General features: G+C 44.8%; 5 protein-coding genes. 1 reads left to right on the forward strand and 4 read right to left on the reverse strand.

All coding sequences use genetic code 11. The annotated features are described in order from the left end of the window. Window positions 1–146: 146 nt before the first annotated feature. From QUA00_RS27825 to QUA00_RS27840, 4 genes are all read right to left on the reverse strand, one after another. Complete coding sequence (locus QUA00_RS27825) at window positions 147–1,532, reverse strand: lipid-A-disaccharide synthase-related protein (RefSeq protein WP_333411876.1); 1,386 nt, start codon at window positions 1,530–1,532, stop codon at window positions 147–149. Between the two features lie 389 nt (window positions 1,533–1,921). Continuing rightward, a complete protein-coding gene (locus QUA00_RS27830) occupies window positions 1,922–7,117 on the reverse strand; it encodes a PAS domain S-box protein (protein WP_333411877.1) in 5,196 nt (1,731 codons plus the stop codon). A 410-nt stretch (window positions 7,118–7,527) separates the two neighbouring features. After that, the gene (locus QUA00_RS27835) at window positions 7,528–8,820 is read right to left on the reverse strand and encodes an ATP-binding protein (protein ID WP_333143721.1); all 1,293 of its coding nucleotides are present in this window, start codon (window positions 8,818–8,820) and stop codon (window positions 7,528–7,530) included. Window positions 8,821–9,003: 183 nt separating this feature from the next. After that, complete coding sequence (locus QUA00_RS27840) at window positions 9,004–11,322, reverse strand: tetratricopeptide repeat protein (protein ID WP_333411878.1); 2,319 nt, start codon at window positions 11,320–11,322, stop codon at window positions 9,004–9,006. Between the two features lie 160 nt (window positions 11,323–11,482). Here QUA00_RS27840 and QUA00_RS27845 point away from each other — a divergent pair, with 160 nt between their 5' ends. Continuing rightward, entirely contained in the window at window positions 11,483–14,050 is a 2,568-nt protein-coding gene (locus QUA00_RS27845; RefSeq protein ID WP_333411879.1) for a glycosyltransferase, read from the forward strand. The last annotated feature ends 12 nt before the right edge of the window (window positions 14,051–14,062 follow it).

The following is a 14,062-nucleotide window of genomic DNA, read 5'->3' on the forward strand; positions in this document are numbered from 1 at the left end:
TGGGGGTGGAACTACCTCACTATAAAAAGCATGAGAAAAAAAAGGAAAAAGAAGCCTGCGGTCTAACTGTACTCAGTTGACCGTCAGGTTTGTTCACAGAAAGTAGAATTAAACATACTTGGTAGGGACAAAACATTGTTTTTTCCCTAGTCTATTGGAGGGAATTGAGAATTGCTGGATTCACCGCCGAACCGCTGAATTAAACACTCGGCAATTCTGGCTGCTGCACCGGGTTCTCCCATGCGCCGCCAGCCATTTTCAGCGATTAGCTGCAATCTGTCGGGGTCGCGGAGCAAAGACTGCACGGCGCCGGCAACTTCGGCGGGATGTTTGACTAAAATTAATGACGGGCCTAACAGGCGACTTTGAGCTTCTGCAAAGGCGGGAGTAAATTGCGGGCCGTTTCCGGGAATGGCGATCGCCGGTTTTCCTAAACCTACAAATTGTTCTGTAGCCGTTCCTGCCATTGCTATTGCTAAATCGGCTTCGTACAAACAATCGTTAAAACTTTGCTGAGTCAAAATCATCGTGGCGTTTCTCTGCACAAATGTCAATGGCAATAGCAAATTAGGAGATTCTTTCCGAATTTCTTGAGCGCTAGAAACAGGAGGTCGTAAAATACTTCCTTCACGCCGCTGCGTTCTAATTTCGCCGTCTTGTCGCCAGCCGAAAAAATCTAAACTAGGTCGCAAAGCTTCTAAGTTTAACTCTGGAGAAATGGCTCCGAAAAATAACAATTTCCGATCGGCAAACAAGGATAAAATTCCGGCTACAGCCTCTACTATTAGCAGCCAATTAGCATAGGCTTCCGGCGCTCTAGAACCGGGGAGTAAGGTGATGATGAGCGATCGCTCCATTTCCCGAAACTCTGCGTCAGGGCCGTAAAAACCGGCGGGGTTTTCCGGTTCGAGTCCGTCCATCATCGGGTTTCCGAGATCGTAAGCGGGAATTCCCAGCTTTTGTAAAGTCTCGGCGGTCAGCGCGTCCCTGGCAAAAACGGCCCGACAGCGCGATCGAGTCATCAACCAGCGCTCCCAAGGGAAATAAATCGATCGCGACCAACCCCACCCACCAAAGACCCTGGATTTGCGAGCCAGAGGCCCGTCCTCGTCTCGCAAATAATACTCCGACTTGGCAGTACCGACAAAGGCATAGGGGGCGCCGCTGAGCCAAGCAAACAGCAGCGGTACAATATCCCCGCAGGCTAAAATAACGCTGTCTTGATTCCCAGACTGTTTTTGGGCTCGCACCCAAGCGCGGATGGCTTTCAACTGAGCGATTGTCAACTGAAGCAGGCCGCCTTTAACATCGCGCAAAAATTCTCTCCCGTCCATGTAAATAAAGCCGCCCGAAGGCATCCGCTGCACCGGGCCGATGATGCGGGCGTTTTCTAGTTGAGCGAAAGCTTGCCCTTCACCCACTAGCGGAAACACGGCTAATTCTGGCGGATGCGGGTGCTGTTGCAGTTCCTGCAAGATGCGAAGGGCGATCGCGTCTTCTCCGTGGCCGTTACTGAGGCAAAGTAATTTCAATCCCAACTCTCTCAAAAACTCTCTTGTCAAAAAATAGCCGGCAAACCCTGGGACTTCAGTCTAGGGATGGAAAGCAACTTTCCACTTTAGTTTACCAGAAAAATCTTGTTTGAAAGAGTACAAAACACGGTAGGATCGAACCCGATCCGGCGCTACTCAAAATCTCTGGTTTACCCAAAGATATCTGGCATTTAACAGCAGTTGCTCGGACTCTGGGATACAACTTCTGAAGCGGTAAAATAACTTGTTTAATGTTGGGAGTTACAGCGGCCTGCACTGACCATTGCGCGATCGACAATTGCCAGATATCCGGCTCAATAACGCGGCGGTAAGTTGCTGCACATCTAAATTATATGTATCCAGCCAAGCTCTCAACCATGATAGTCATACTATTTTTCGTCGATATATTGGTTTAAAGTATTCCGAATTTGTTTGAGCTGAAATCCCTTAGCAAGTTGGCGCAGCTTCGAGACAAACGGCACTAAATTAGGTTCTAAACTCTCCAGCTTAGCACTCTCCTCAAAAATTTCTTCAATGTCGCCCATAGCTGCGAGTTTCAAAAGTTTTGCTACTGACTCAGAAGCTGCAGGTAACAGAGAAGAATAAGCAGGCAAATCAGAGGCTGGTGACAAACTGGGAGTTTTGCGCTTTTTGTTTTCCGAAGATTCCCCATAAATCCATTCTAGTCCCAAATGCACGCGCAACTGTTCCAAAAAGTGATTTGCTTCGATCGGTTTGGGAAGAAAAGCATCGTACCCTGCGAGGATGCTATCTTGCTGCGTAGCCTCGAAAACGCTAGCTGACATAGCGATTAACACAACATCTTTTACTTCCGGCAACTGCCGCAGTTTTCTGGCACTTTCTAAGCCATCCATTACAGGCATCCGCAAGTCCATTAAAATCACATCCGGTTGAAATTCAACTGTTTTGCAGAGGCATTCTTGACCGTTTTTCGCCTCTGCAACCTCAAATCCCAAACGCCGCAGCAGCCTGCACAACAAATCGCGATCCAGTTGATTGTCATCCACGATTAGCACTTTCCGCTTGTTGCCGATAAAACCGACAAGCCAGCGTTTTTCCTGCAAAGGAGACACCTCCAAGTACCGTTTAGCTGCTGGTAATTCTAAATCTACCCAAAAAGTGCTGCCTTTTCCCAAAGTGCTGTGGACGCGAATTTCGGCACCCATTAGTTTCGCTAATTTCTGGCTAATCGAGAGTCCGAGACCTGTACCTTCAACAAATGTATTGCCTCCTACTTGGTGGAAAGGCAAAAATATTTCTTCTAACTTGCTTTGGTCTATGCCCGTGCCGGTATCCTCGACTTGAAAGCGGATTTTTAAAGCGTGTTTGGCTGCGATCGCATTGTGGGCGAAGCGCATATAATTTTCTTTCAGTTCCGAACTCAAAGTCGAGAACTCATAATTTTCTCCTTGCCCTCGACTCCAGGCCCCTGTGCCGACATAGCCGACTTTGAAAGTCACACCACCACTGTTAGTAAATTTAACGGCATTGCTGAGTAAATTTATGAGAATTTGGCGCAATCTTTTTGGATCGACACGAACGCAGCTAGGCAGGGGAGAGACTTGTTCGTAATTGAATAAAATTTCTTTTTGAGAGGCCCGCATCTGAAAGAGATCGGCAATGTTTTTGATAAAATTTATAAAATTTAACTCTTCCGGGTAGAGTTCCATTTTTCTAGCTTCAATTTTGGAAAGATCTAAAACATCGTCGATTAACATCAGCAGGTGTTGACCGCACTGTTGAATATTGCTGAGACTTTCTTGGTGATCTGAGCTTAAGTCTTTGTCGGTTTTGAGGATTTGAGTGTAACCTAAAACCCCGTTTAAAGGGGTGCGTAGTTCGTGGCTCATATTGGCAAGAAATTCGCTTTTGGCGCGGTTGGCGCTTTCTGCGGCTAATGCAGCTTGTTGGAGGGCAGATTCTGCAAGTTTGCGATCGACAATTTCCGTTTGTGCTTGTTGAAATAGCGTCGATTGCTGGATCGCGATCGCCAATTGCACGCACAATTGCCGGAGGGATTCTATTTCTGAGGAATCCCAGGAACGGGGGCCGCTGCAATCGTGGGCGATCAGGAGTCCCCAGAGCTGATTTTCTGCCGTCTGCTGGACCTGGGAAATGCTTTCTCTGGCTTGTAAAATCGGCACTATTAAGTTAGCTTTAACTCCAAATTGTTCTAGAAATTTAATGTGACATTCGCTCATATTTTCCGCGTAAATATTTTCTATAGCGCGAATATAGCCTTGCTGGTAAACATCAACAAATTTTTCTCCAAAACACGGATCGAAATTGTCAAAGTTTTGCAGCAAACTTATATCTTTTGCTACAGATTCGACAACTACAAGACCGCTCCAGTCGGGATTGAATCGGTAAATAACTGTGCGATCTGTTTGCAAAAATTGCCGCACTTGTTCGACAGCAGTTGTCAGGACTTCTTCTAAATTTAGGGAGGAGCGAATGCGATCGAGCATGGCAACTACCAGCCGTTCTCGCCTTAATTGCTGCTGCAGGGCCATCTCGGCTTGCTTGCGTTCGGTGATGTCGGTAATTACTCCCACTAACCCGATTAAATGACCAGTTTCATCTTTAATGCCGTCGGCGCGAAATAAAGTTGTTACCAGTTCGTTGGTTTTAGTTTTGATTTTGAGTTCGCTTTGCCAAGATTTGCCTTTACGGATCGTTTTAAACATTTCTAGCAGCACTTTAGTTTGGGGGTAAATTGCTGTTAATCCGCCTGCTGTGTTTAGTTCTTCTGCGGTGTAGCCGTACTGTTGAACAAAGGCTTGATTGTGGTATAGCGATCGCCCTGTCAAGTCAGCAATGCCGATCGCATCGCTGGTGCTTTCCACCGCTTGAGTAACTCGCAGCAAATCTAATTCTGCTTGTTTGCGATCGCTAATATCAGTAATAGTGCCGATATAGCCTTTAATTTCCTGCTTGTCTCCGATTTCTGCAATTGCCTGACCTATCACCCAAATTACACGACCGTCTGGACGCTGAAAGCGGTATTCTGATTTAAAAGGAATTTTCTCAATAATTGCTCGATGCCATTCATTTTTTACCCGCTCCACATCATCGGGATGTATGGCATTCATCCAGCCAATTTCTGCTGCTAATTCTGCGTTTAATCCCGTAATTTCGCTCCACCGCTGATTCACATAAAGGCAATTTCCCAAGGTGTCGGTGTGAAATATGCAAACTGGCGATGCTTCTGCTAAAGTTTGGTAACGGCGCTGGCTCGCTCGCAGGGCTGATTCTACCTGTTTTCTATTAGTTATATCGCGGACTATAGAAATGATTTCGCCACCGACAAGCATTGTCAGCGACAATTCTTGAGGGAACTTAGTACCGTCCCGGCGCTGACCGGTAGCTTCTATATTGCAGTACCCTTTTTGCAGGAGCCTCGGCATTATTTGTAGTTCAAAAAATAGATTTTCTGCTTTGCTGTAGAGCATTTGCCATTTCTTACCATACAGTTCGCTAGGGCTAGCCAAGCCGTACATTTTGAGATAAGCGTCGTTGGAATAAATACATTGTTTATTATTATTAAAAATGGCGATTCCGTCATAAGCAGCGGCCATTGCTACTGCTTGTCGCTGGAGTTGGGACTCTGCTTGTTTACGAGAGGTAATGTCGTGACCGACTGAGTAGATTAAACCTTCTTCGCTAAATGGCGATGCCGTCCACAGGAAGTATTTGTAAGAACCGTCTTTGCAGATGTAGCGGTTTTCAAAGGAGATACTGGACCTACCCGCGATTAGTTTTGCTCCTTCGGCTGCGGTGGCTTTTCGATCGTCTGGATGAACAAATTCGATCATTGGCTTGGCAAACAATTCACTAATACTGTAGCCTAAAGCTGTTGACCAAGCTGGGTTTAAACGTTTAAAATAACCGTCAAAACCTACAATACAAAGCAAGTCTAAGGAGATGGTAAAAAAACGATCTCGCTCTGTTTGTGCCTGCTTTAATTCAGTGATATCCATCACTAAACCGTCCCAGATAATATCGCCTTCGCTGCCAGATTTGCTTTCATTAGTGAGCCTTTCTGGTCTCGCAGCTCCTTGCAGCCACTTAACTTTTCCAGATGGCAAAGTCTGTCGCCACTGCTGCTGCCAAGGTTCCAGCGTAGTAGCTGAAATTGCCATCGATGCTTTTAAATCTAAGAGGTCGTCTGGGTGAATTCCATTGGAAATTAGTTCCGCATTTTCCTCTATGGCTTCGGCCTCTAATTCGTAGAGTTGCCGGCTGCCTGAAGAGATGTAGGGGAAAGACATTTTTCCATTGGCTGACCTTCGTAATTGATAAATTGTTCCCGGCAGGTTAGCTACCAATTTTTGAAAGCGAGCTTCGCTTTGTTCCAGGGCTTTTTGTTGCTGTCTGTATTCGGTAAAATCTCTAATTGTACCCACTATTACTTTACTGCCGTCTGCTATTTTGAAGACGCTTTTTTTTGTAGAAATTATGTGTTCTTTCCCGGCCGAGTCTGTGAATTGTTCTTCGGTTTCCCAGCAGATCCCCGTTGTCAATACTTCTTCATCTTTTGTCCAAAAAACAGCAGCTTCTGATTGGGGAAAAAAGTCATAATCGGATTTGCCGATCAGTTCTTGGCGCGATTTGCCGACCAACTGACAAAAAGCATCATTTAATATCATCCAGCGGTGTTGCTCGTCTTTGACAAAAATTGGGTCGGGCGTAGCATTTATGGTGTGGTTTAAAAATTCTTCTGACGCTTTCAGTTTTGCTTCGTATCGGTAGCGATCGCTCACGTCCAACACTACTTCGATGATCCGGTCGATAGACCCGTCCTGGCGGCGGATGCAGCGCAGGGAAACTCGCGTGTGAACTATTTCGCCGTTTTTTCTGAGCCACCTTTTGTCTAAGATGTAACCGTCGAGCCTACCTGCTAACATCTGAGAAAAATTTTCACAATTAGCCTCCAAATCCTCTGGATGAGTCAACTCTAGCCAATTCTTTTGCAAGAGTTCGTAGCGCTCATAGCCCAGCAAACTGCACAGGGCATCGTTAACTTCTATCCAGTGGCCATTGAGAGGAATTTCGCTGTCAATAATTGGAGCGATGATGGCAATGCCGATCAGGGAATTTGCCACCACCGAGCGATATTTTTCTTCACTTTTTCGCAAAGCATCTTGACTGTTCTGGCGTTCTATGGCGTAACGGAGCGATCGAATTAACAGTTCGCTGTCGATTTTTCTTTTTACCAAATAATCCTGTACGCCCACCGAAATCAACCGCAGGGCAAGTTCTTCGTCGTTTTGGGCGGTCAGAACTACGATCGGCACATTTACCCCGTACTCTTGTACCCGAGCCACCGTCTCGATTCCCAGACTATCTGGCAGTGAAAGGTCTAATAAAATTATGTCAAAAGTTTCTTCATTCAATCGCTGCTGCGCTTCGCTGAGGCGCTCTACTTTCGTCAGCACTATACGCTGCGCGCCGCCAATTTCTGACAGCAAATCTTCAATCAGCTCAGCTTCGTGATGGTTGTCTTCTACTAAGAGAACTTTAAAGCAGATAGGAGGCAAAGCTAAGTTAAAAACTGCTTTCATAATATTTTTCACCCAGAAAATATTAAACTAACTTGAATTTTACCTTTTATTTTTAGGGCAGTCATTCAATTGCCCGTACACATACATCTATCCTCAGATTGGGGAGAGTAAGCAAGCGTTACAAAAATCATGTTTAATAATTAAAATTATATCACGCACGAACTAGACTGTCAACGGAAAATAATTTTTATTATAACTGGTAATTTATACCACTAAAAAAAGCAATGCAACTGTAGCCCCTCTCCCCACCCCAATACTCACAATCCTTCCCAATTATTCAAGGCTTTCCTCTCCCATATTAAATATTATTAACTTCGAGATTATATCATCTCGTTTAGGGTTTATAAGAGAGAAAGTAATTAATTTTTTCTACCTTATAGCTGATACATTTTACCGAAATTACGCCTCAATTAAGCGAGAGTAAAGTGAAACGTAGAACCTTGCTCCGGTTCCGATTCCACCCAGATACATCCGCCGTGAAGTTCCACAATTTTTTGACAAATTGCTAAACCAATACCTGTCCCAGAATATTCTCTTTGAGTGTGCAAGCGCTGGAAAATTTGAAAGATACGTGTTTGATGCTGGGGAGCAATCCCAATTCCATTATCTGAGATAGAAATTAACCAGTTTTCCTCCTGTTTGCCAGCGGTAATATGAACCACAGGCGGTGCATCGTGGCGATATTTAATCGCATTGCTGACTAAATTTTGAAATAGCTGTACGAGTTGAGAAATATCCCCCATTACCGTTGGTAATTCGCTGTAGGTGACAACGGCTTTATTCTCGCGGATCGCCCCTTGCAGGTTCGCGAGTGCTTGCTCGACTGCATGATTGCAATCTGTCAGTTCAAAAGGTTTCCGACTCCTGCCAACGCGCGAATATTCGAGTAAATCGTCAATTAAAGTTTGCATTCGGGTGCAGCCCTGAACGATATTGCCGATAAACTTACTACCTTGGCTGTCGAGTTGGTCTTTGTAGCGTTTTTCTAAAAGTTGAGCGTAACTAGCAATGGTTGCTAAAGGCGCTTGCAAGTCATGAGAAGCCACATAAGCAAATTGTTCTAGTTCTGCATTTGAACGCGCCAATTCTTGGTTAGATTTTAAGAGAGCAGATTCGGCGCGCTGGCGGTGGGATATCTCTTGTTGGAGTACCAAATTTTGCTCTTGCAAAGCTTTTTCAACGGCGCAACGCGTGCGGATTTCTTGTTGCAAAATTTGGTTTTTTTCCTGAAGAGTTTTTTCGACTGCTAAGCGGCTAGTGATTTCTTCTTGCAGCAGCATATTTTGTTCTTTTAGCTGCTTTTGTAAATTCCGTAGGCTGAGGTGACTTTCGATACGGGCGAGCACTTCTTCAAACTGAAATGGCTTGCTGATATAGTCAACAGCTCCCACAGTAAATGCGTTTACTTTGTCAAATACTTCATCTTTAGCGCTGATAAAAATTACCGGGATTTCGCGAGTTTTTGCTTCTAGTTTCAAGTGCTGACAGACTTCGTAGCCGTTCATTTCCGGCATCATTATGTCGAGCAAAATTAAATCTGGTGGATTAGAATTGCAGGCTCTCAAAGCCATTTTTCCGTTAATCACGCAGCGGGGGGTGTACCCCCTCTGAGTCAACATTGTAGACAAGAGACGCAGGTTTTCTGGTGTATCGTCTACTACTAAAATGTTTCCTAGCGGCGTCCCTGGTTGGTGATTGTTCATTGATTATTTCCCAGTTCCTGTTTTCTACACAAAAAATGTTGGCAGCTATTGTATTTAGGACTTACGGAAAACACCCGGTTTCTAGTAGGAATATTGGGAAAAGAAAACGAGGAATCCGCTCATAAACCGGGTGTTTAGCCGTTTGTGCATAAGCAAGTCCTGTTATTGTTCGTTTACCAATCCTCAAACCCCCAGCAGCAGAGTCAGAGCATTATTGTTCCAAGTCAATCCTTTATCTAAAACCTTAAATCCCGCGACTTCGCACATAGCTTCTAAAGCAGTAGCTGTAGGTAGCCACCAGCACGGCGCAAAATCGTTCATGTCAAAAACTGCTTTCTCAGTTATCCCTATAAGTTGGTTGTTGTTGATGTATGGTCGCCAGTAAGCTGTTAAAAGAGCTCGTTCAGCGTCGTCCAAAGCTGGAATAAACATTACTCCAGAAGCGGGAATTTCATAGCGTCCCAACTCATTTTCTATTACTTCTTGGGTAATAACTGAAGTGAAAACTAAATGCTCGCGAGTTATCTGACGCAAGGCAACTAAAATCTGCAACGGATGGGGGTGATGGTACAAAACTCCTGCACAGTGAGTTACATCGTAAGGCTCGCCAATGTCGGCAAGCTGAATCTGAGTGATATCTTGATTGATACAGTGATAATTAGCAATATTTAAACTTGTCATGCGATCGTGAAAATCTTGCCACCACTGGAGGGAGGCCGGCATGGCATCAATCATTGTCAGAGAAACAGCACCGTATTTGCTAGCTACAGATACTTTTTCGCTGACAGTTCCCCACAAGCCGCCGACTTCTGCAAAAGTCTTGCCTTTGGCGACTCGGGCGATATAGCGATCGCGAATATCCTTAGCCTCTAACTCTAATAATATACTAGATTCCCCTGTTTGACGCTGTTTTTCTAAAATATCCTCTAATTTTTTGGATATTTCTGGATCTTTGGGTCTAATTTCTAATGCCATCAAGTACAACATTATGGCTTCGTTAAGCCGATCGCTATCAGCAAACTTTTGGGCTATTTCGCAGTAAAATTCAGGAGCGTGCTGCGGCTGCATTTGGTGGTGATAGTAGCTAGTTGCTACATCTGAATCTACCGGAGTTCTTTTAATTAGAGCCTCACCTAACTTTAGGTAAATTCCCGGTAGAGACGGCTCGATTTGAATCGCACAAAGGTAGGCGGAAACAGCATCGTTCCATGCGTGACTTCCACTCAAAGCATCGCCTAAATTGTAATAAGACCAAGAAATAGTGGGATTAAGTTCAATAGCACGTTGGTAAGCCGTAGCTGCGGCTTTCCACTGTTGGGTTTTTAACAGCGCTGCTCCTAAATTGTGGTAAGTCCAAGAGAATTCTGGATTGAGTGCGATCGCCCGCCGATAAGCGAGTGTTGCGGCTTCAAACTTTTGAAGTTTAACTAAAGTCAAAGCTAAGTTATAATGAGACCAAAATAAATCCGCATTTAGTGCGATCGCCCGTTCGTATGCAGCCTCAGCTTCTGACCACTTTTCTAGTTTAACAAGAGCATCCCCTAACTGGTGAAAAGCTGAGAAAAAATTCGGATCTAATTCAGTAGCGCGCTGGTAAGCTGCGGCGGATTCAGACCATTCTTCTAATCGATCGCAAGCTGCACCGATGCTGTAGTAAGACCAAGAATAATCCGGGTTAATTTCAACAGCCGTGCGGTAGGCGATCGCAGCTTCTTGCCATTTTTCTAACTTGAGCAGCACGCTGCCTAAGTTGTAGTAGGACAAAAAAGAATTGGGATTTAAATCAATACTTTTTCGGTAGGCAGCCTCCGCTTCGCGCCAGAGTTCCTTAGCTTGCAAAACATTGCCTAATTTGTAATGAAAATCCGAAATCTCCGGCTGGAGTTGAATAGCTTTGCGGTAGTGAACAATAGCTTCGTCCCACTGCTTTAGCTCGCTAGCCGCTTCTGCTAATTGGCAGTAAGCTTCGCAAAAACTCGGGTTTAAATAAATCGTGCGGTGGTAACAAGTCAGCGCTTTTTCTGGCTTGTTTTGCGCCAATAAAGTATTACCTAAATCGAGATATTCTTCCGCTATCTCTATCGGTTCCACCATGAGTGCTTGATACCAACAGTCTGCTGCTTCTTCAGCTTTACCGACTTGGGTAAATATCCGGCTCAAGTTACGGTAAAATCCTGCAAAGTTTGGTTGCAGGGAGATGGCTTTTTGGTAACAGGCGATCGCCTCTTGCCACTGTTCCAAAGTAGCGCAGACAGTGCCGAGGTTAGCAAAAGCTTCGGCAAAATCGGGTTGCAGAGCGATCGCAACTTTATACCAATACCTTGCGTCTTCTAGTTTACCCTGAGCTTGCAGCGCCTTTCCCAAGGTCTTGCAAGTCTCTGCTGAATTGGGTTCAGATGCCAAAACTTGTTGGCAAAGTGCGATCGCCCGATCGAAGTTCCCTGTAGCCAAATAAATTTCTGCCTGCTGCTGGAAATTCACTTGCACTGTTTCTGAATTCATTTTTTCTTTTCCTTTTGAGTAATCATTCCATGTAAAATTATATGCTACACTTTGCCAAAGTTCAAGTTTTTGTAAGTAGATATACCGAACACAGAATAATGCTGAAGGTCCGCCACATTAATATAAACTAGATAATCATAGGTTAACAGCGAGCTAAATAATGTCAACACCTACTCAAACACCGCAAGTAAGCGTAATTATACCTGTATATAATGGATCTCGCTACATCGTACAAGCGGTGGAGAGCGCGCTGTCCCAAACTTTTACTAATTTGGAGATTATTGTTGTAGATGATGGTTCTAGCGATCGCACGCAGGAAGTATTGCAGCCTTATTTTGACAGAATTCGCTACATATACCAGGAAAATCAAGGAGTAGCAGCCGCCAGAAATATTGCTTGCCAACTAGCGCAAGGGGAGTTTTTAGCCTTTCTAGATGCCGATGACTATTTCCTACCATCCAAGCTAGAGAAACAACTAGCTTGCTTTGACGCTGACCCCACCTTAGATATGGTGCAAACAGGTTGGCTGATGGTCGATGAAACAGGGAAAGATATTTTTGAAATTAAGCCTTGGCAGCAAGCGTCTAAATTAGATTTAGAAAGCTTTATTATATTTAAATGTGTGCGTCCTAGTGCGATGATGCTGCGCCGAAAGTGCTGGGAAGATTTGGGCGGTTTCGACGATCACTTTCCGCTAGCAGAAGATTTAGATTTTGCCTTGCGTTTGACTTTAAAGGGGTACAAAGCAGTTTGGTTAGAAGAGATTCTTACCTGTTATCGCCAGCATAAGTCTAATATCATGTCAAGCGGTTTGCCGCTAATGAAGAATACAGAAATTTTGATGAAAGAATTCTTTAATCGACCTGATTTGCCTGAGTCAATCCGCCAGTTAAAAAACCAGGAACGCTATCTATGCTTCAAGTGGCTGGCCTGGCGTATGTACCGCGACGGTCATCTAGCAGAGATGGCCCAGTGTTTGGAAAAATCATTGCAATATACGCCTTTTTCGCCCACAAAAACAGTGGTGAGTTGGCTGGAAACTTTTAAGATAGCTTCTGAAGAATACGGTGAAAATTTTGATGCTTATTCGCTGAGTAAGTTAGTGGAATGGCAAGAGATAATTCTGATGGTGATGACTAATCCGCCCCAATCTCAACAGAGTTCTATTCCCACACCTTCAAAACCGCGTGAAGCGAAGCTATCCCGTAGGGAAACGCACATTCTACTCTACAACGCCGACGATCCGGGCGTGGGAGGATTAGCGCAGTACAACCATGCCATTCTCTGTCAGTTAGCCTTGTTGGGCTATCAAGTCACTTGCGTGCAAACCAAACATTCTAGCCCCTTGCTTGAGCGAGAACGAGAGTTAGGTATAGAGCACTTGTGGCTGGATTTTAGCAGCCATAGAGATTTAGCGCGGGTGTTAAGAAATACTGAGGATGCACAAGAGATTTTTTCTACTAATAAACCTGATCTGATTATTTTTAGCGATGGCTGGCCCTATTCCAATTTTGCAGTTAAACAGGTAGTTATTCAGATGGGAATACCATACATGATGGTAATCGGGTTAGTCATGCCAGATCACGCAAATTTTGCCTACGGGGATGTAGTGCCTTATCGAGAGGGAGTGCTGTATCAGTGCCTGCAAGCTAGAGCGGTGATTGTTGGCGCTTATGAACATTTGAATTTATTGCGCGATGACTTTGATTTACCCAAAGATAAGGGGCAAGTGATTTACTTGGGGCGCTCTCCTGAATATTTTGCACCTCCTAATCCTTCGGCTCGCCAACGCCTGCGGCAAGAGTTAAAAATTCCTGAAGATGCGATTGTTTGTTTCACATCTGCTCGATTAGCACCTGTTAAAGGGCATCGATATCAGATCGAAGCAATCAAGCAGTTGAAACAATCTCCCGTGTGGTCTAAACTGTATTTTGTATGGGCCGGGAATGGTGAGGGAAGCTATTGCGATGTAGAAAGAGAATTGAGGGAAGCTGTTAGAGAGTTAGGAGTGAGCGATCGCGTGAAGTTGATCGGACAGCGCTGGGATATCCTAGATTGGCTGGATGCTAGCGACATATTCATTTTGACATCTCTCGGCGATGCAGCACCTTCTTTTGCAGTCATGGAAGCGATGGCTAAAGGATTGCCCGTAGTTGCTTCGGCAGCGGGCGGGATTCCAGAAGGACTCGGCGATACTGGGAAGTTGTTGCCCGATCCGAATACCGATCCGGAGGGAACAGCGAGGGAATTGGCGGAAACTGTAGAAGCTTGGGCGATGAATCCAGAATTGCGGCATCAAATCGGTCAAGCTTGCAAGCAGCGGGCCGAGAAACTGTTTAAAGAGGAACGGATGTTGGCAGAGTCGATTGAGGCGATCGAAAAAGCTTTACTTTCCGATTGCGAAAGAAATCAATTTGTTACTCAACCACAGGTGCAGGGGTGGATGGCTAAGGTAGAAAGCCGGGTGCGCTACAACTTTTTAGTGTGGAAAGCGTGGCACGCTTACTGTCAAGAAGATCTAATCGGGATGCAAAATAGCCTTCAAGAATCTTTGCAGTGTACGCCTTTTTTGAGTACAGAAACGATGTTAAACTGGATAGAATGTTTTGGCAATTTTTCATCTGCAAAAGGGCATCATTTAGATACATATTCTCTGACTAACTCAGCAGAATGGCAACAATTGGTACAGGGGTTACAGGGCATTGAATCTGTATTTTTTCTCCCCTAAAACACCCGAGGG

The organism is Microcoleus sp. T2B6 (assembly GCF_036700475.1).
Taxonomy (GTDB): domain Bacteria; phylum Cyanobacteriota; class Cyanobacteriia; order Cyanobacteriales; family Microcoleaceae; genus Microcoleus.